We start from the raw sequence: 17,218 nt of genomic DNA, 5'->3' as shown, positions 1-17,218 counted from the left end.
CTAGTTACAGGTTAGTAGTCCCAGTCGTCTAAATCGTCCGAGTCAGTTTGCTCGTCCTCTTCATCATCGAAACGATCATCATGCCAATCGGCAAAACCGGCCTCGTCTTGGCCGTCTGCCTCCGGATCCATATCCAGGTCCCAGCCCGACTTTGCCCACTGGGCCAACTCGTCCTCTTCATCACCCTGGTCGGCCTCAGACTGATCGGTTACCACACCGGCACTATCCAGCTGCTCCTCGGCAACCTCCTGCGCATCGGCATGCGGATTCAAGATCGCAACCGCAGCAGCCAGATCGGCATCGGACAGGTCAAGCCCCGACACATCCGTGTCATCCTGGCCGGCAGAAACCTGCTCCGGCAAAGATTCACCCACCAGCTGGCGTGACGCCGACTGCAGCGCATCAAGCATCGCCTGCGGCTCAACAAAAACCTCTTGTAGCGTCGAATGTGCCATAAACGCTAGCGATTCCCCAAAAGAATCGACCTCGGCATCAGGCACCGTAGAGTACTGGATTGCTTCGGCCTTTTGCCCCTCGTAAGCGGAAGCAAGCGCATGCAGAGCCGGCAGCTCCCCTTCCATCTCCATGGCCTCAGCCAAAGCCGACACCTGCTCAAATGCCGCGGCCACCTGGGAGTGGGCTATGCCAGCAAAGGCGGCACGCAAAACCTGCGCATAATCCAACGTCTCCTGCGTCGGATCGTCCGCCACCTGAAGGTTAAACGACGCGGGAAGCATCCCCGCCTCTACACAAATGTTCTGTAAAAGCCTGCTCGCGCTATCCATAGCTCAATTATGCGGGATAGACCCGGGTTCTTGCACCCGCTCTACCACTCTTCTTCTTCGTCCTCTTCGTCCTCGATCTGGATGTCGGCTATCTCTTCTTCTTCGTCGTCGTCTTCGTCTTCAACCTGGGTATCCAGGTCGGCAAAGTCCACGTCGTAGCGCTGGCCAACCTGAACCAACGCCTCGTGCAGTCCAGCCGGTTCCAACTGCATCTGCAACAGGCGGCCAGAGAGCTCTCCGATAACCTCAGCAACTTCGTCCACGTCCTCAATATCTACGTCTTCAAGCGTGCGCTGCAATCCAGACATATCCGACGCCAACGCGTTTTCCAGCAAAGTCACCGCCTGAAATTCCAGTTCGTCGTCCTCGGGAATAGATTCGGTAAGTTCCTGCGACCCGTGCGAGAGATCCCTGCGCGCCAGCTTCGCCTCGTCAGCCACCTCTTCGAGCAGCCACGCATATCCCTGAGTGGTCTTAGAAAGCTGGCGCTTATTAGCTACCTCAACCCACAGTTCTTCGTCGCGCCTATTGAAAGCAAAAACATGTAGATCATGAACTAGATCTGCTAGATCAATACCAAGCTGATCAGCGGGGATACGCGTCACTTTCTTTCCTTTCCTAGTTACTACCTGTAACGGTAGAACGAGAAAGAAAAAACTCCATTTAGGAAAAGGTGTTTTATTTCGCTTAGTTATCTAGCGCCTATCCCAGTTCGGATCGTGCCCGCGCAATTTGTCTAATTGCCGCCTCTCCCGCTTGGTTGGGCGCCCACTTCCCGGCTCGCGTTTAGCCACCGGAATGTAGAACCGAGGACGGGCTGGCGAGAGATCTTCGTAACAGGTGCGGGCAACTGGTGCCCCGACCCGTTTCTTCAGCAGCTTTTGCGCCACAAAAATTTTGTCGAAGCCCTGAACGCGCACCCGCACCTCGTCGCCCACGTGCACCTTAGTAGCCGGCTTGACCGGCTCCTTATTGATACGCACATGACCAGATTTAGCCATCTGGGTGGCGAGCGTGCGCGTTTTTACCACGCGCACCGCCCACAACCACTGGTCCACCCGGACCGCGCCAGAATCTGCCCCGGTCATTCGGCCCGCTTCTGATCCATGGTGGTAAGCGGGGCGGGATCGGGCAGCTTCCGCGACCGCGCCAGCAGGTAGTAGGAAGCCACCAAGATAATCAGGTATGGAATGCCCGCGTACCACACCACGGGAAGTTCCCAGTACAGCAGGATAAAAATGGCCACCGAAATAGCAATGATCAGGTAATTCACCACCGGGTAGCCAACCAGACATGCCGGCGGCTTTTCTTTATGCGTAGTGTCCCTGCGGAAACGCAGGTGAGTCAGCATGACCATGACCCAAGTGACCAGGATCGACACGGTGGCGCACCCATACAGGTACAGGAAGGCACTGTTTGGTGCCACGATCGCCAGAACGGAGGCAATCACCATTCCCACCGTTGCTATTAGGACCGCGCCCCGAGGAGCCCCGTGCCTAGAAGTAAAGCGAGCAAAGTTGGGAGCCATCTTGTCCAGGGCGAGCGAGTGGATCATGCGGGAGCACGAATACAGGCAGCCGTTCGCGGCCGACAGCGCTGCCACGATCAAGATGGCGTTCATAATGTGCCCTGCAGCTGGCACTCCGGAAGCGTCCAAGACCTTCACGAAGGGCGATTCTGAGACTGAACCTGTATGGGCAGCCGTGTCCTGCCAATTCTGAAGCGCGACCACCACGGTAACTGCCAGCACGTAGAAGATCAGCAGTCGCCAGATCATAGCGCCGGCAGCGCGCGGAATATCCCGCTCGGGGTGTTCAGATTCAGCTGCCCCCACAGATACGTTTTCAATACCGCCGAAGCTGAAAACCGCCATACAAGCAGCGATCAGGATCCCGCCCAAACCTTTGGGCGCAAAACCGCCGTGGGCTGTCAGGTGTGCGAAACCGAGCGGCTCCGGGTAGGCCGGCCACCCAAAGAGCAGCAGCGACAATCCCAAAAGGATGAATACGCAGATGGCGGTTACTTTAATCATCGAGAACCAGTATTCAGAGGTGCCATACAGCCGCACCGTGGCCATATTGAGGCCCACGATGAATACGGAGCACAGTACCGTACCCAGCCCTAACGACAGGCCGGGAAACCAGTGCTGCAAGTAGGTGGCGGTAGCCGTAACTTCGGCCCCCACCGCCGTCAACATACACACCGAGAAGTTCCACCGGGTGACGTAGCCACCCATCTTCCCCAGGTAGTGCGCGGCAATTGCGCCGTGTCCGCCCGGAACCGGGTAAACGGACACCATCTCGGCTAACGCCCAAACGATGGAGAGGGCGCACAGTCCCGCAAGCGCGTACGAAATAACGGTGGCAGGCCCGGCTAGCGCGATAGTAGAGCCTGCCCCCAGAAAGAGGCCAGTGCCCAGGGCACCAGACAGTCCGATCATTGATACCTGACCGGATGTCAACCTCCGATCTAAGTGGGTTCTACTTGCGCTTCCAGACATAAAAATCCTCACCGTTAAGGGGTTACTAACTGGGCAAATTGTACGCCTTCCATAATGTGGCGAATATTCCATCCCGGTTTGTGGGACTTTAATGCATTTTTTCCGTAGGCTGGAGGGGCTGGAAAGTGCGACCACCACGTGCAAGCGTGGTTGCGCCCTCAAGGACGAGGACGAATTTTTACCACAGGTCGCAAAAAGATGAAAAAAACATTATGGTTTTGTAATGTAACGACTGATTCAGTTAGGGGGAGTCATGTCAGCGCTGCTACTCCATCATTTCCGCCCCCTTTTCCGGATGGTAGGTTTTGCGGCATTAGTGCCCTTCCTACTAGTCCCCTCGGTGGCTCTGGCCGATGAATCGCCAACAGCCGAGCCCACTTCTTCGCCCTCCACTTCCACCGCGGAATACCAGAAGGGCACGCAGGAAGCGGGGAAAGATTCCCCCGCCGCAGCCGACGGGCAAGGCTCCAAGCCGAGTGGCGAAATAGCTCCGAAGACTGACGACAAGAAGGCGCCCGGCACGAAGGTCGCCTCCCCCAAAAGTCACCCCCACGCCCCCAAGGCAAACGTGAAGGGCCAGCGTGCCCCTAAAGAGATAACGCCCTCGGTTGACTCGGATTCACTACCCGAATCCCCAGCGACTGAAGCTGCCGGTTCGACACTTGCGGCCGCGCCCTCGCCAAACGCTGCCCCCGAGCAGGCAGACGGGGCTAGCTTGGCCACTGAAGCGCCTGGCAAGGCGGGCAACGCGGGCGTCTCTCCGAAGGTGCTGCCCGAAGCTTCCAGTTCGCCCGGGCCAACCCCAATCAGCCCGAAGCGTTCACATTCTAAGACAGATTCTGAGGAAGGTAGCGACTCAGAAAACACCGTTGACCATCCCCACGTCATCTTGCCAACCACTTCCGTCGAGCAGGCCACACCCCACTATTTCGACGTAGATCTGCTGATTGTGGGCTTTATTGTGCTTTCCTCGGCGGGACTCATCGGACTGGCCATGGGAATGAAACTGCCCAACTGGCGCAAGGGGAATAGGCGCTGACGCCAAGCCACCTAGTGGACAAACCTTCGCACGTGCACAACCCTGCCATTAGGGTTTGCGTATGAACGCAGTTGTTATAGCAGTTTGCCTCATGCTCCTCCTGGCAGTAGCACGAGTGCACGTGGTCCTCGCCCTGTTCATAGGCGCATTGGTCGGGGGGCTGCTTAGCGGCTTAGGCCTGGATGGCACCATGGTTGCCTTCCAAGAAGGCCTAGGCGACGGCGCCAAGATTGCCCTGTCCTACGCCCTCCTCGGAGCTTTCGCTATGGCAGTTGCGCATTCGGGCTTGCCCGACATGTTGGCAAGCAAGCTAATTACCAAGCTGAACGAGGCAGAAGAGCAGGGCTCCTCCAAAGCCCGCCTGCTAACGAAGTGGGGCATGATCGCCGCAATCGCAGCCATGGCGGTCATGAGCCAGAACGTAATCCCCGTCCACATCGCCTTCATTCCGCTACTAATACCCCCGCTACTGGGGGTTATGAATAAGCTGCACCTAGACCGGCGCGCTATTACCTGCGTACTAACCTTCGGCCTAGTCACTACCTACATGTTTTTACCCATCGGCTTCGGCAAGATCTTCCTAAATGACATCCTGCTGGGCAATATCAAAAAGGCGGGGCTGGACACCTCCCACATATCAATCATGCGCACGATGGGCATTCCCGCCCTCGGCATGTTCTTAGGTCTACTATTCGCCCTCTTCGTCACCTACAGGCGGCCACGCACCTACCGCGCAACAAAAATCGAGGCGGAAGAAAAAGAAATTTCAAAGTACCGCATCACCGTATCGGTCATCGCCATCCTTGCCTGTTTCTCAATGCAACTGGTGCTGAACACCATCAACTCTGATGCGGACGCATTGCTGGTTGGCGCGCTAGTTGGTCTGGGCGTATTTATCTTTACCGGCGCAATTAAGGTGCGGGAGGCCGACGAGGTATTCACTTCGGGCATGCGCATGATGGCGCTCATCGGCTTCATTATGATCAGTGCACAGGGATTCGCAAACGTGATGAGCAAATCCGGTCAGATCGAGCCGCTCGTAAAATCCACAGCCGCCCTATTCGGCGACAATAAGGCCATGGCCGCTCTTGCCATGCTCTTGGTGGGCTTACTTGTAACGATGGGGATTGGCTCGTCGTTTTCTACCTTGCCGATCATTGCCGCCATTTATGTGCCGCTATGCGGCGCACTTGGTTTTAGTCCCATGGCCACCGTCGCGCTTGTCGGTACCGCCGGGGCCCTAGGGGACGCGGGCTCCCCCGCCTCCGATTCGACATTGGGGCCAACCGCCGGCCTCAACGTGGATGGGCAACACGACCACATTCGCGACTCGGTTATCCCCACGTTCTTGCACTTCAACATTCCGCTAATGGTAGCTGGATGGATTGCGGCAATGGTGCTTTAGCAGCGCTCGTTTAGGCACAAAGGTGCGCGTTCCCTGGCAAACTAGGGTCTATGAAAGCTGACTTCCACGAAGATTTAGCCAAGGATCCGCGCGGATCCGTACTTATTTTGCACGGTTACGCCGAACACCAAGGCCGCTACAGGGCCCTCAAGGACGCGCTGGTGCAGGGCGGATACGACGTTTACAGCTACGACCAGTACGGGCATGGCTTGGCGCCGGGGCCCCGCGCGCAAGTGGATGTGGGGGCATTGATCAAGGATCACGTGCAAGCCCGCATGGACCTTGCCGCACGCATTCGCACCGACAAGTTTTTCCTGTTCGGGCATTCCATGGGGGGCCTAGTAACTGCGGCCTCAGCACTTTTGCAGCCCGAGGGCGTATCCGGGGTTGTACTGTCCGGGCCAGCCTTGATGAATGCTTCGTTGACTCCCAAGGTTGCTCGGGCGCTCATGCCGCTAGCACAGATGTTTCCAGCCCTGGGCACGGTGCGCCTCTCGGCCGATCAGGTCTCGCGCGACCCGCAGGTAGTGGAAAGCTACACGACCGATCCTCTAAATTTCACGGGCAAGGTTCCCGCGCTCACCGCCCTCACTATGGTTGCCCAGGGTGGCGAGGTGTTGTCCAATGCCAGCGATTGGCGCCTGCCGCTTCTGATCTTCCACGGCGAAGAGGACAAATTGGCTGCGCCAGCTGGGTCCCACTATTTTGCCGAGGACGCTCGCGCTGGCGGCGCCCAGGACGTAACGGTGGTGGACGTACCCGCCGCTCGTCATGAAGTGTTCAACGAACCAGAAGCGCCAGTGCTCCGCCGAAAGATGTTGATCTGGTTGTCGCACCACTAGAATCTGACGCTTTGGGCAGTTGGCTCCTGTGCGCTAGAGCCCAGCGCACAGGAAGATTAGTCGCGCCCATACCTTCCAGGGGCAGACCACAGCCTGCCCCTGGAAGGTTGCTATTCGCTAAACTTTTTCCGCAAAATTGTTCTGTCTCTAACAGATAGCTGCCCAGGCCTGCCACCGGCGCTACGCACAGTAGACCGTTGCCACGCCTCCTAGTTTTACTTCGGAGGGCGCGCAAGGCGTTGGGCCAGCCATCTGGGCTTTGGCAAGACCTGCAGACCGCGCTTCTATAGCACTTTTTAAACGACAAGCTCCCTTGAACTGGGCCTCAGTTCAAAGGAGCGTCTGCGCGCCCGAAGGGACTCGAACCCCCAACCTTCTGGTTTGGAGCCTCGGGCTACTTGACCAGCTGGTTTACTTTGGCGGCTTAACGCTTTGGTAATGGTTGTCATTATTATTAACCGCTATGCATAGGCGTTATTTGCCCCGCGCGTGGGCTGTTGAGATAGAGCATTGGGAAAAGGCGTTAGCGGCCTCGGGTGCGTCAAAGGCGACGATAGAGACTCGAAGCGAACATATTAGGCGCTTGGCAAGACATACTAAGACCCCAACCCCATCAATGTTGACCAAAGGGCGCCTAATTGAGTTTTGCGGTTCGCAAGTCTGGAAGGCGGAAACGCGCCGGAGTTTTTACGCCTCGGTCACGCGGTTTTATGGATACTATTCGGCCCGAAGTGGCAGCGAGGATATTAGCGCCGCCTTGCCGAAGGTCAAAGCGGGCCCGGAATGTCCACGCCCAGCCTCGGAGGCAGTTTACCGGACAGCGCTTGTTGCTAGTGTGAATGATTGGCGCGCCCATATAGTGTTACGGCTTGCCGGTGAGGGTGGGCTAAGACGGGCTGAAATTGCCCAGATATCGGTTAGTGATTTAACGGCTGATTTGGGCGGGACTACCCTTATTGTTCATGGTAAAGGCGCAAAAATAAGGCTAGTTCCCCTAACCGATTCGCTTGCTAGCGAGGTTGAGCGCGCGCTTAGGCAGCTGCCCGGCCCTTATTTGCTGCCTAATGAGACTACAGGGCACCCACTTACGCCCCGGCATGTGGGCAAGCTAGCTTGTAAGTATCTGCCAGAGGGCACCGGTTTACACGCACTGCGGCACCGCTTTAGCGCAAAGATTTACGAACAGACAAAAGACCTCAGGTCTTTGCAAATGCTGTTAGGACATGCCTCGCTTGCTACAACGCAAAGATATGTACCTGCCCCGCTTTCAGCGCTAAGGGCAGCGGTGCAAGTAGCGAGCTGAACGTATGGCATGATTGGCGTGTTGAGATAATCCGGTCTCAACATTAGGATGCCGCCGGGGGCGGAACCCGGCGGCTTAGAGGAAGGGATTATGAGATGTTCACATTAACCATCATCTCGCTATTCCTAGCTCTTCCTACTACGATTGTATCAATCATTGAGTTGATTGACTATATGCGTAAGTAGGTTGGCTAGCTGGGCACCGGCTAGGCTGGTGCCCAGGTCCTCTATTTTCTTGCCTCCAGGACTCCTACTCTTTCGCGTAGGTCTTTTATCGAGCTTGCGGTATCAGATCTTAGGTAACTTATTTGATCTCCTAGCAGTGTTATCTGGTCTTTCATGCCGTCAATCTTGGTCAATAGCACTTTGGAATCTGGCCGTAAGTGGATCGTGTCAGCTTTGACTTGCTGGGTGTTGTGTAGGTTGCGTAGAGAGGTGATAAATGCGGCAAGGCCGGTTAGCCCGCCTGTTGCCGATAGTAGGGCGATTATGTCACTCATTTTCCGTCTTTCCTTGGTGTGTGTACTAGCGCGGTGCCGGTGCCAAGGACAGCGGCCCCCAATGCTAGCCAGAGCGGGGCGGTAGAGGCCTCTAGGACCCCGTAGGCGATTAGCAAGGGTATTAGCGCGGTTAGGATGCCATAGAGCCAGGCGCGAAGGCGTGGGGTTAGCCAGCTTATCGGTTGTGGTGCTTCGTGTTTACCCATTTGGTTTTACTTTCTACTTAGTCGGTTAGCTTCTTTTTGCATAGCGGCAATGGCGGGCGAGTCGGCGTCTAGTACCCCATCTACGGGGGTGTTGTAGTAGCGTTGCATGGCCCGAATTGTTTCCGGGCCTATTAGCCCGTCCGTGTCGGTGTTCCAGCGGTGTTGTAGGTGGGCGATTAGCTGCGAGCCTGCCGGATATTCTTCCCATCTCCATCCGCTTGTTAGGCCTGTGTTTATGCCTTCCCATCGTTCATTTTGTGATGATATGAGCCCATCGCGCGGGGTACCGGCGATAGTTTGCAAAACCTTGGTTGTCTCGGTACCCCAGTATCCATCGGGGGCAAGGGCGGCGGTGGAGGCGGTTGCGGGGTCTTTGGGGTATTTCCCCACGGGCGGGGCGCCTGTCTTGAGGGTTTGGCCGGGGTGGTCCGGGTCTACTATCGGGAAAAGCGCTAGGGCGCGGTCTCGGAGCCATTCCAGGCGCTTTCGGTAAAGTCCTGGGCAATTGGTGGGTACCCATGCCGAATGCGGGACTAGGCCCCTGCCTTTCAGGTGTGGGTACCAATGCCATAACACGGCGATCAGCATTGCCACGCTCTCTAAGGTGGTGGGGTCACAGTGGGGGTTGCATTCAATCGAGATAGTTGAGTTGTTGCCCGCGCGGGTACCGGTTGCCCAGGTGCGATCGGAGCAAGCGGCAAGGCAATAGACGGTGTTATGTGAGGCGACGAAGTGGGCAGATACCCCGGCGTCGGGGTTGCATAGGTAGCTAGCGACAGAGGCGGCGGCGCTGTCATCGTTCGCGTAGTTATTTCTTTCGCCGAAGTGGTGGATAGTGATGGAGGCGCGGGCATTTGCCCCGTGCCACCGGTTCGGGGTGGTAAGTTCGGTTCGGTATGAGAATGTCATCTTGTTATTCCTTGATTAGGTGCCAGCCGATTTCGATTTCGTCGATGGCGCCGGGTTTTATTAGCTCGAGGTTGATGTAGATGCTGCCTTTGTTTTCGTATGCGGTGTGTGCGTAGGCGATTGGTTCACTACGGATCACGAAGCAAGCGAACCTCCATCCGCTTGGTGGTTTGAAAGGCTGGGCTACCTGGCCTATGTACTGGGTGCTTTGGCGTTTGGTTAGGTCTTGGATTTTTGACCAGCTAACAGAGGTGAATACGCCGGTGGTTTGGCGGGCGGTCCCCTCGATGGTGGCGGTGTATGGGTCCCCGCCTCCTTTGGAGTGGGAAAGGTTCTTGTAGAGGCTTTCCACACTCTCTAGCCGGTCGCGGTGGTGTACTAGGTTTGAGGTGACCATGTTCGTAAAGTCGTTGTATTCAGCGGGAAAGTCTCTTATCTTTGCACTCTCGCTTATGCGGTAGTCTTTCATCGGTTATTCCAGCTTTCTTGTGCTTTGGCCCATGTATCGGTAGAGGTTGCCCAGGTGCCTCCGGACCGGTTGCCGTTGCCGGGGCCGTGGGTGACATCCGGGATACTTCTAGGGATTAGCGAACAGGTTGCTTCTATTAGCCAGTCCCGCCCGTTGTAGGTGCATGTTGTACCCTCTAGGCAAAGGTGTTCGGCGCGCTCGTATAGGGCGTTCAGGCCGTGTATTTGGATGGTTTTGCCTATCCGGGCTACTGGGTCCATGAGGCCTAGCCATTGGGCGCGGGTGAGGTGTTTTGTTGATAGGCGTAGGTTGGAGACTGTTTCGGTTGCGACTTCGATTTGCCGGTAGAGGTATTCGGGTAGATCGAATTGGATAACCCCGATATTGGGTTGGTACAGGTAGTCGGTTTCCACTTTTAGGCCTTTTTGCCCTGGTATGCCGATATCTGCCATGGTGTAGGTGGATTCGCCTTTGTCGTATTTACCCCCGGTGGAAGAAAAGCCTTTGTAGTAGGTTACGGTTAGCTCTGGTGGGCAGCTTGCGACGTCTTGATGAAAGGTGATAGGGGCCTGGATTATGTCGGCGTCGAAGTGGCGCATAGTGTCATATAGGAGCGCGCCCCGGCCTGGGTAGCGTGATATTGGGGCCTCGAAGCATATAGCAAATTCGCCTTTTTTGCCTTGGACGTATGGCCAGCACACCGCCCCGGTAGTTTTCGCCACATCTCTAAGTAGACTTATGGCGGTGCCTTTCATGTCGTCTTTGGCGTTCAAAGTCACGTTAGGCGGATACGGGGTTACTTGGAAGTTCTTATTGGGGTCATATGGGGCAAAGGGCACGCGTTTGACCGGTATGGGTAGTGCGGTCAAGATTGCGTCTACCCGGCTTTGGCATGGTTCGACCGGCCGGTATCCGAGGTCTATTTCTTTTTCTAACAGGCATTCCCACCCCACCGCGATAACGCGACTGGTGTAGTCGGAATGCTCAACATTGGATACCCACCCGAAGAACAGGGGCGGGGCAAAATTGTCATCTTCTATTACTACGGCTTGGCCGGGCCTTAGATCGGCTTGCGCGATACGTGCGGCCTCTGGGTCTTCCTGGTCGTAAAGGATAGTGAATTGGGCGGTAGGGGTTTCCGGTTGTGCCCCCGCCCCGGATCTACCCCAACGGAGGGTTAGTCCGGCTAGGGCGGTTGGGTACTCCCATAACTGGGTGTAGTTAGTGCCTCCTACTATGACGTTCGGGGCAGTGGTTGCTACCATGTTCGCCCCCCTGCCAGTCGTAGCGATTGGCTATCTAGAATGCCTTTGATTTGGTTTGCTACCCCTACCGGATCTAGCGCCCCATTGACCGTGATGTTTATGTTCTTTCCCTCCGATTGGGGACGCTGTTGGGTTGAAAAATAGGCGGCGTGCGTGCTGACTAGCTCCCAAGTAGGACCGTTGGCGGAAAAGTGCGCGCCTGCGTGCCCTGTGGAATACCAATTAGACACAGCCGACCAAGCGCCCGATATTTTGTCCCAAAAGGGTTTGATGTAGTTTTCCCAAACAGACTTGATCTTTTCTCCGAGCCAGTGAACGGCATTGCGGAATGTCTCAGACTTGTTATAGGCAAGAACGAAGGCACCAATAAGCAACCCAATCCCGGCAACGAGTAGACCTACGGGGTTAGCGTTGAGAGCAACGTTTAGGAGCCACTGCGCCCCGGCCCATATTTTCGACGCCGCTGCAACCCCCATGGTTGCGAGTTTCGCGGCGTTAGATACGGCGGTGTGTATCTTTAGCGCCGCGTTTAGACCTATGACTACAGCGGCGGCGGTACCAATCGCCCCCGCCAAAATGCCGACGGCGGTAGTGTGCCTGCCAGCAAAGCTAACCGCACTTAGGAGTACCTCGTTAGCCTTAGTCATAATCGGTAAGAGCGTTTCACCGAGCTTAGCCTTGGTGTTCTCGTATTGGGCGTTGAGTATTTGCCTTGATCCGGCCTCGGAGTCTGTCTCGCGTTTGAATTGGCCTTGCGCGTCCGAGGTCTGTTCATACAGCATTTTCAGCATGGTTTGCGTTTCCGCCTGTTTCAGCGCTGCCCCGGTGAGGCCGGTGAGGCCTTCTTTAGCCATGCGCGCGTTTATGTCATTCTTCTTTATCGACACGCCGTAGCGTTCGATCGGATCGGCTTCCCCGCGCATGAGGGCGCTAAGGGCTTGCACGGCCTCGGAGGTTTCGCCCCCGTAGGTCGCTGCCAGGTCAGAGCCAAGGCGGATAAGGTCGGAGGTCTTGCCTACTAGCTGGTCTTGGTTTACCCCCAGGTTCTTTAGCTGCGAGCCCATCACGGAGGCCATTTCTTGATACTGGTTCGCAGATAACCCCATGGTGGTAGCAGCTGAGGCAGCGAAGTTTTCGACCTGTTTAGCCTGGTCCTTGAACACGGTTGCGACCGCCCCGGTGGATTGCTGTAGGTTCGAGGCTGCGCGACCGGCTTGAGTGGCCATAGCGGCCACCGCGCCCCCGGCCAGGGCGGCGGGGGCGGTAATGCCTTTTAGTTTGCCTTCGAGCTTGCCAAGGGCGCTTTCTGTTTCTTTGGTGGCGCGTTTTGCCCCGGCTGCGTCTCCTAAGATGCGCACGGAAACGATAGCGGTTTTACCCATTTTCTGCCCTTCTATTGATTACCTTGATCGCGGTGGCTATGACCTCGGGTTCTTCTTCCACCCACTGCGTGAAAGGGATGCCGGTTAGGGTGGCTAGTTCTACGACTGCCTCTAGGAGGCCAGAGTAGGGTTTACTTCTACGGCTTCATCGCTTTGACAAATTAGGGTGTCGTTGAACGCCTCAAAAGTCGTTCCCGCTTCGATTTCGCCGGTTCGTTTCAGAGCGTTATAGACGGTGAATGCCGATGCTGTAAGCGGCATTTTAGTCATATCGTCTAGCCGGTTGCGTTTGGCGTAGAGTTCCCAGGCGCGCAAGTCGCGTTGGTCACAGCGTACGGTTACTTCTCGTAGGGTTCCGTCTTCTCGCTCTAGGAGTGCGGTTGATTCGACTATGTTCATATTTCTTTTCCTTTCAAATCGTCTAGGACTTTTTCTAAGTATTTTTCGTATACGGGTACCCATATCCGTTCGGTCTCGGTAGCTGCGTTCGATAGGAACGGATTTGGCTTGATGTTTCTTTTTTGGCCGGGCTTGTATTTGCCCCCTGAGTAGTTGGCCCCCACTTTGAGCCAGCCCCAATGAATAGGACCGGCGTAGGGGATGCGTTTACGCCCGGTTTTTACTATTCCTCCGGTTGCGATGTTCCCGGCGCGGATGTCCGCGCTGAGATTGCCGCTGGGGCCTTTCGGGGCGAGGGTGCGGGCGCGCTCTGCGACGATGTTCGCCGCCGCCCGCCCTGCCTCTTTCAGGTCATCGAGTGAGCGGCCCGCGCGGCGTAGTTCGCGCCTGAGTTTGCGGGCGCCTTCTACCTCTACCTTTGCGAACTCGGTCCCGGAGAGCATTAGCCTAGTTTCTGCCTAATTGGTGCCCCGACTAGCTCGAACTCAAATTCGGTATCGGGCTTTGTCCCGGACTGGCCACCAATGGCGGTAGCTTCGACGATTAGGTTGCCTTGGAATTTTTGCTTGCGTGCATTTCGTGGGGTGAACTCGAAGGGGTATTCTTGGCCGCGATGGTCGAATAGCCAGTCTTGTACCGAGTCCTCTTCTCCGGTGTCCTGGGCAAGCTTGCCTGATAGGGTCCATGATTCGGAGCGGGTGCCGGGGATGTAGTCCCCTGAGAGTACTCGCATGGGTTTTTCGTGCTTGGCGTCGGGTTTTAGCGTTGCCTCTAGCACTTGGTGTTCCATAGCGCATATGGTTTCTGAGGCTCCGATAACGAGGGTGCCGGGTCCCATTTCGATAATGCGCGGGCTCTTACTCATTTTTATGCTCCTGTTATTTCGATGGTTATTTTTCCGGTTACGCATGGCAGCGGGTCCGGACTAAGGGATGGAAGGGTGAAAGTGCCAAACTCTAACTGGTCAATTCCGAATGCGGCTCGGATCGAGGCGGATGCCTGTTCGAGGTAGTCGAGCTCGTAGCTGTTTGCCGGGGCTAGCGCTACTACCTCTATGGTGGCCTCTAAGAATCGTCCAAGGCGGTTGTATTCGAGTCTTTCGGGGGCAAGTATTGCCCCTGGTACTGTTAGACCTTCTACCCCGGCGGTGGCGGGTAGTCCGGCCTCGGTTAGGCGCTCTGCCAAGGCCTGTAGAGCCTCTTGTAGACGTCCCATTGTTTTAGCCGATCTGTGGAGGGGTGAAAGCGTCGATCCGTAGCATTCGGGCAATATCGGGGTCATAGCGGGCTACGTAGGAGGTGCCTAGGTCTGCGATTGTCTCGATGCCGGTTAGTGAGTTTCGCCGCCGATATAGGCGGGCGGTAAGCATCATCGCGGCAAGGCGTACCCGCGCGGGGGTTTCCCCCGATGCGTCCACCGGGACGGTGGGCAAAGACTCAAGTAGGGCTACCACGGCTTCGGCGCATTCTTTTAGGCACGCATGGTCGTAGTTTCCTGCATTGGTGTTGAGCTTTGCCCACATGCCGGTTAGTAGCGTGAGGCTGTCGCCGTCGAGTTTCATGCTGCCTCGGTGTGGGCGGGGGCGGTTACGGTTGCCTTGAATATCGCTTCGGCGCCTTCTACTAGAGTTGCCGCGTATCCGAATACGCCAAGGTCAACGCCGCCGTGGGCGAGGTCGATTGCGTCTACCCTGATCGGGGGCTTTTCGAAGAACGTCGCGGCGCGCTTATCACCAGCAATAACGGTGTTGCCAGTTAGGGCGGGCGCGGTGAACAGTTTCAGCCCGGCCACATTCCCGCCGCCTGCGAGGTTGAGCGAGCCAGTAATCCACCAGGGCAGCATGTCGCGTGGGATTGCTGCCAGCTCTGCCCATGCCTGGGCCGAAAGGGCTACGAAGTCAAGGCGTGATCCGATCTTCGATGCGCGGGTTCCAAGGGCTGCGAGGGCCTCGAGCACTGTCTTGGACCCATCGACTGCGGTGGCTTTTTCCTGGATAGTCTTAGCTACTGCGGCCTCGGTCTTTAGGCGGTAGTCGTCTACAGCGTGGGCAAAGATGGAGTTGATAACGGAAGCGTCACCGAGGTCAACGAAGATTCGGTCGATGTCCCAGCCGCCGGCGTAGCGCTTGGCCACGGCCTCGAGGGCCTCGGTCTCTACGGTAGAGCTGGGGATGTCTTTCTTGTTGCCCGCGTATTCGTCAACCGTGGCGCGTTTCTTCCATTTGAATCCCCACATCTTCATCGCCGTGAGTGGCTTGGTAGTGATCGCGTCAATGAAAGGCCGGTCGATGTTGGAGGCGGTCCAAAGCTCTCCTAGGTAGGCGGGGCGGTTCGGGGCAATGCCGTTGGCTTTGTCGACCTCTGGGGTGATATCGGATAGCGCGGCCCGGACTTCGGAGGCGTTGCCCCCGGATGCCATAACTGTAGCGACCGTGTGGGCGATGCTGGCAGCGGTCACCTTTTTGGGTTTTGGTGCTTGTTCTGCCATTGCGGCGCGCATTTCGCCGCCGGTGGTTTCGCCGGGTTTTGCCTCTACCTTTTCAGTATCTTCGACGGGCTTGGTCTTGGTGTTTGTCATGGTTTCCTCTTCCTTGGTTGGTGTTTCTGGGTTGATAAAAGCGGCCTTTACGCCCTCGCTTATGCGGGCGTCTGCGAAGGCGGGGATAGCTACTAGTGAGCATTCGATTAGATCGGCGTTTACTACCTCGCATAGCCCGGCCCGCTGAACGATTCCGTCCTCCTCGGTGGCTTGCACTCGAACCGATAGACCGTCTCTTAGACCGGCGCGGGCCTCTGCGAGGGCGGCGTTACCGGCTGGGGTGTCTGCCAGGGTAAATGACATGTGTAGGCCGTCTTCCTTTTCTTCGGCGGCGGTGGCATAGCCGACCGGGCGGGCCGGATCGTGATCGAGTAGGAGCTTTACCCGCTTTATCTCTTCAGGCACGGTGATAGCCCCGGCGCGGATTTGCGTTTTTCCGGTAGATGCGTAGCCGGGCTTGCCGTATGGGGCTACGAGTCCGCTAATGGTGCGGCCGTTCTCGTTGGTGGTGGCGGGGGTGGCAAAAGATAGCGTAGTCATTGTTTTTCCTATTCGAGGGGTATGCCGGTCTCTAGGCCTCTACAGTCTTCGACGGTGTAGACGCCTATTTCGATGGCGGTTTTGTAGGCTTCCATGCGCGTTTTTACGTCTTGACGGAGGATGTTCGAGGTGTCGAAGCGGCACCACGTCCCGCGGGGTAAAACGTCGTCCATGCTGAGCCGTTGCGCGATTGATTCCATGTATGGGGCAAGGGTAAAGTCGACGAGCTCGCGGGCCCTTGAGGGGCTATTAGAGTAGGTAACCGAAGATCCGTGTACGGCCCCGTCTATTGCCCAGGCGGGCAGATTAAACAGGCGCGCGAGTTCGATTGCTGAGTCCTCTAGCGATTTCGCTAGGAGTTGTTCAGCGGCTTGTCCGTGCGTTTTGACTTCTAAGGACTGGTTGGTAAATGCCGTCTTAGAACGCGATTGATTTGCGTTCCATGAGTCGATTAATCCCCTTATTTCTTCGGGGGTGAGCGGGTCGCCCTGGGTTTGGTGGAGTTCGACCGAGGGGACGGGGTTCGCGGCTGCCAGGCGGGCGGCTTTGCGGGCCTTGAGCGCGTCCCTAAGGGCGGCGCCTGCCCCGCCGCGTAGTACGCCGGTGTGTGGTCCTTCGAAGTAGATCAACTCGGAGGCTGGAACATCTTTGGCTTTTTCGCCGCTAATGTATTTGGCGTTGCGGACTTGACCGGCGCTGTCATAGCCGGTTATTTTCCAAAATGCCGTCCCGGTAAAGATCAGGTCTTCTACTGTGTCGCGCAAGGTAGCGATCCGGGGGCGTAGTTTTTCCGGCTGGGTGATGAAAGCGTTTTGGGTGGCTTTGGTACCTTTCATTGCCACCATTGGCATTAGGGAGATTTGACCGCTAATGATTTGTACCGCGCGCGATACTACTCCTAGCCTTTTGGCTTGTTCTCTGCCCACTGGTAGGTTGTCGAGGTCACCGAACAGGCTTTCGAAGGTTATGCGCTCTAGGTTCGAGTTGTCAGCGACCGGGGATAGCACGCCCGCGCGCGGGGTGGTGATACCGAGGTAGTCAAAGAGCTTCATGCCCCAAAGACTGCCAGGGCCCTATGACAGGCGGGGCCCGGCGCGGGCCGGGTGGGTTTGGTTTTTGCGCGTGGTGGCGCGGTTT

21 protein-coding genes are annotated in these 17,218 nt (G+C 56.7%); 4 read left to right on the top strand and 17 right to left on the bottom strand.

Annotation, left to right across the window (positions count from 1 at the left end):
* Positions 1-11: 11 nt before the first annotated feature.
* The 4 genes from QP400_RS06955 to QP400_RS06940 all read right to left on the bottom strand — a co-directional run bounded on the left by QP400_RS06955 (position 12) and on the right by QP400_RS06940 (position 3,285).
* The gene (locus QP400_RS06955) at positions 12-785 is read right to left on the bottom strand and encodes a hypothetical protein (protein ID WP_141740516.1); all 774 of its coding nucleotides are present in this window, start codon (positions 783-785) and stop codon (positions 12-14) included.
* Positions 786-826: 41 nt separating this feature from the next.
* A complete protein-coding gene (locus tag QP400_RS06950) occupies positions 827-1,390 on the bottom strand; it encodes a hypothetical protein (RefSeq protein WP_004806583.1) in 564 nt (187 codons plus the stop codon).
* 90 nt (positions 1,391-1,480) lie between these two features.
* On the bottom strand, positions 1,481-1,873 hold the full coding sequence (locus tag QP400_RS06945) for an RNA-binding S4 domain-containing protein (RefSeq protein ID WP_004806585.1): 393 nt from the start codon (positions 1,871-1,873) through the stop codon (positions 1,481-1,483).
* Positions 1,870-3,285: an amino acid permease gene (locus tag QP400_RS06940; RefSeq protein WP_040315100.1), complete on the bottom strand. Its 1,416-nt coding sequence runs from the start codon at positions 3,283-3,285 to the stop codon at positions 1,870-1,872. Before QP400_RS06940 ends, QP400_RS06945 begins: the two co-directional genes overlap by 4 nt.
* A gap of 253 nt (positions 3,286-3,538) precedes the next feature.
* On the opposite strand from QP400_RS06940, the gene QP400_RS06935 reads away from it, so the two are divergent.
* The 4 genes from QP400_RS06935 to QP400_RS10495 all read left to right on the top strand — a co-directional run bounded on the left by QP400_RS06935 (position 3,539) and on the right by QP400_RS10495 (position 7,874).
* Complete coding sequence (locus QP400_RS06935) at positions 3,539-4,324, top strand: hypothetical protein (RefSeq protein WP_004806591.1); 786 nt, start codon at positions 3,539-3,541, stop codon at positions 4,322-4,324.
* 61 nt (positions 4,325-4,385) lie between these two features.
* Entirely contained in the window at positions 4,386-5,729 is a 1,344-nt protein-coding gene (locus tag QP400_RS06930) for a Na+/H+ antiporter family protein (RefSeq protein WP_004806593.1), read from the top strand.
* 50 nt (positions 5,730-5,779) lie between these two features.
* Entirely contained in the window at positions 5,780-6,571 is a 792-nt protein-coding gene (locus tag QP400_RS06925; protein WP_004806595.1) for an alpha/beta hydrolase, read from the top strand.
* A gap of 463 nt (positions 6,572-7,034) precedes the next feature.
* A complete protein-coding gene (locus QP400_RS10495) occupies positions 7,035-7,874 on the top strand; it encodes a tyrosine-type recombinase/integrase (protein WP_004806596.1) in 840 nt (279 codons plus the stop codon).
* Positions 7,875-8,100: 226 nt separating this feature from the next.
* Here the strand turns inward: QP400_RS10495 and QP400_RS06920 are convergent, their stop codons facing one another.
* From QP400_RS06920 to QP400_RS06865, 13 genes are all read right to left on the bottom strand, one after another.
* Positions 8,101-8,373, bottom strand: coding sequence for a hypothetical protein (locus tag QP400_RS06920; RefSeq protein WP_004806598.1), 273 nt, complete (start codon positions 8,371-8,373; stop codon positions 8,101-8,103).
* Positions 8,370-8,579 carry a phage holin gene (locus QP400_RS10540; protein WP_004806600.1) on the bottom strand — a complete coding sequence of 70 codons (210 nt, stop codon included), beginning with the start codon at positions 8,577-8,579 and terminating at the stop codon, positions 8,370-8,372. Before QP400_RS10540 ends, QP400_RS06920 begins: the two co-directional genes overlap by 4 nt.
* A 6-nt stretch (positions 8,580-8,585) precedes the next feature.
* Positions 8,586-9,488 (bottom strand): N-acetylmuramoyl-L-alanine amidase, encoded by a 903-nt coding sequence (locus QP400_RS06915; RefSeq protein ID WP_004806602.1) that lies wholly within the window; start codon positions 9,486-9,488, stop codon positions 8,586-8,588.
* 4 nt (positions 9,489-9,492) lie between these two features.
* Complete coding sequence (locus tag QP400_RS06910; RefSeq protein WP_143484517.1) at positions 9,493-9,885, bottom strand: hypothetical protein; 393 nt, start codon at positions 9,883-9,885, stop codon at positions 9,493-9,495.
* Between the two features lie 68 nt (positions 9,886-9,953).
* Positions 9,954-11,222, bottom strand: coding sequence for a hypothetical protein (locus tag QP400_RS06905; protein ID WP_004806605.1), 1,269 nt, complete (start codon positions 11,220-11,222; stop codon positions 9,954-9,956).
* On the bottom strand, positions 11,216-12,604 hold the full coding sequence (locus QP400_RS06900) for a phage tail tape measure protein (protein ID WP_004806609.1): 1,389 nt from the start codon (positions 12,602-12,604) through the stop codon (positions 11,216-11,218). Before QP400_RS06900 ends, QP400_RS06905 begins: the two co-directional genes overlap by 7 nt.
* 111 nt (positions 12,605-12,715) lie before the next feature.
* Positions 12,716-13,003: a hypothetical protein gene (locus tag QP400_RS06895; protein WP_004806610.1), complete on the bottom strand. Its 288-nt coding sequence runs from the start codon at positions 13,001-13,003 to the stop codon at positions 12,716-12,718.
* Complete coding sequence (locus tag QP400_RS06890; protein WP_004806613.1) at positions 13,000-13,446, bottom strand: hypothetical protein; 447 nt, start codon at positions 13,444-13,446, stop codon at positions 13,000-13,002. The genes QP400_RS06895 and QP400_RS06890 overlap by 4 nt, the downstream gene beginning before the upstream one ends.
* A complete protein-coding gene (locus tag QP400_RS06885) occupies positions 13,446-13,868 on the bottom strand; it encodes a hypothetical protein (protein ID WP_004806615.1) in 423 nt (140 codons plus the stop codon). Before QP400_RS06885 ends, QP400_RS06890 begins: the two co-directional genes overlap by 1 nt.
* A 2-nt stretch (positions 13,869-13,870) precedes the next feature.
* Complete coding sequence (locus tag QP400_RS06880; protein WP_004806617.1) at positions 13,871-14,218, bottom strand: hypothetical protein; 348 nt, start codon at positions 14,216-14,218, stop codon at positions 13,871-13,873.
* A 4-nt stretch (positions 14,219-14,222) separates the two neighbouring features.
* Positions 14,223-14,564 (bottom strand): hypothetical protein, encoded by a 342-nt coding sequence (locus QP400_RS06875; protein ID WP_004806620.1) that lies wholly within the window; start codon positions 14,562-14,564, stop codon positions 14,223-14,225.
* The gene (locus QP400_RS06870; protein WP_004806622.1) at positions 14,561-16,081 is read right to left on the bottom strand and encodes an HK97 family phage prohead protease; all 1,521 of its coding nucleotides are present in this window, start codon (positions 16,079-16,081) and stop codon (positions 14,561-14,563) included. The genes QP400_RS06875 and QP400_RS06870 overlap by 4 nt, the downstream gene beginning before the upstream one ends.
* An 8-nt stretch (positions 16,082-16,089) precedes the next feature.
* Positions 16,090-17,133 (bottom strand): phage portal protein, encoded by a 1,044-nt coding sequence (locus QP400_RS06865; RefSeq protein WP_004806624.1) that lies wholly within the window; start codon positions 17,131-17,133, stop codon positions 16,090-16,092.
* Positions 17,134-17,218: the final 85 nt, after the last annotated feature.

This window comes from Winkia sp. UMB3158, assembly GCF_030217145.1.
Lineage (GTDB): Bacteria > Actinomycetota > Actinomycetes > Actinomycetales > Actinomycetaceae > Winkia > Winkia anitrata.
The sequence above is the reverse complement of the archived record's forward strand: the minus strand, read 5'-3'. Positions and strand labels throughout refer to the sequence as shown.

Excerpts from the sequence above, each read along its gene's own strand:
- QP400_RS06890 (WP_004806613.1), bottom strand. The coding sequence starts at position 13,446 with ATGCTCTCCGGGACCGAGTTCGCAAAGGTAGAGGTAGAAGGCGCCCGC.
- QP400_RS06940 (WP_040315100.1), bottom strand. The coding sequence starts at position 3,285 with ATGTCTGGAAGCGCAAGTAGAACCCACTTAGATCGGAGGTTGACATCC.
- QP400_RS06935 (WP_004806591.1), top strand. The coding sequence starts at position 3,539 with ATGTCAGCGCTGCTACTCCATCATTTCCGCCCCCTTTTCCGGATGGTA.
- QP400_RS06910 (WP_143484517.1), bottom strand. The coding sequence starts at position 9,885 with ATGGTCACCTCAAACCTAGTACACCACCGCGACCGGCTAGAGAGTGTG.
- QP400_RS06955 (WP_141740516.1), bottom strand. The coding sequence starts at position 785 with ATGGATAGCGCGAGCAGGCTTTTACAGAACATTTGTGTAGAGGCGGGG.
- QP400_RS06930 (WP_004806593.1), top strand. The coding sequence starts at position 4,386 with ATGAACGCAGTTGTTATAGCAGTTTGCCTCATGCTCCTCCTGGCAGTA.
- QP400_RS06865 (WP_004806624.1), bottom strand. The coding sequence starts at position 17,133 with ATGAAGCTCTTTGACTACCTCGGTATCACCACCCCGCGCGCGGGCGTG.
- QP400_RS06920 (WP_004806598.1), bottom strand. The coding sequence starts at position 8,373 with ATGAGTGACATAATCGCCCTACTATCGGCAACAGGCGGGCTAACCGGC.
- QP400_RS06885 (WP_004806615.1), bottom strand. The coding sequence starts at position 13,868 with ATGAGTAAGAGCCCGCGCATTATCGAAATGGGACCCGGCACCCTCGTT.
- QP400_RS06905 (WP_004806605.1), bottom strand. The coding sequence starts at position 11,222 with ATGGTAGCAACCACTGCCCCGAACGTCATAGTAGGAGGCACTAACTAC.
- QP400_RS10540 (WP_004806600.1), bottom strand. The coding sequence starts at position 8,579 with ATGGGTAAACACGAAGCACCACAACCGATAAGCTGGCTAACCCCACGC.
- QP400_RS06915 (WP_004806602.1), bottom strand. The coding sequence starts at position 9,488 with ATGACATTCTCATACCGAACCGAACTTACCACCCCGAACCGGTGGCAC.
- QP400_RS06925 (WP_004806595.1), top strand. The coding sequence starts at position 5,780 with ATGAAAGCTGACTTCCACGAAGATTTAGCCAAGGATCCGCGCGGATCC.
- QP400_RS06900 (WP_004806609.1), bottom strand. The coding sequence starts at position 12,604 with ATGGGTAAAACCGCTATCGTTTCCGTGCGCATCTTAGGAGACGCAGCC.
- QP400_RS06945 (WP_004806585.1), bottom strand. The coding sequence starts at position 1,873 with ATGACCGGGGCAGATTCTGGCGCGGTCCGGGTGGACCAGTGGTTGTGG.
- QP400_RS06895 (WP_004806610.1), bottom strand. The coding sequence starts at position 13,003 with ATGAACATAGTCGAATCAACCGCACTCCTAGAGCGAGAAGACGGAACC.
- QP400_RS10495 (WP_004806596.1), top strand. The coding sequence starts at position 7,035 with ATGCATAGGCGTTATTTGCCCCGCGCGTGGGCTGTTGAGATAGAGCAT.
- QP400_RS06875 (WP_004806620.1), bottom strand. The coding sequence starts at position 14,564 with ATGAAACTCGACGGCGACAGCCTCACGCTACTAACCGGCATGTGGGCA.
- QP400_RS06870 (WP_004806622.1), bottom strand. The coding sequence starts at position 16,081 with ATGACTACGCTATCTTTTGCCACCCCCGCCACCACCAACGAGAACGGC.
- QP400_RS06880 (WP_004806617.1), bottom strand. The coding sequence starts at position 14,218 with ATGGGACGTCTACAAGAGGCTCTACAGGCCTTGGCAGAGCGCCTAACC.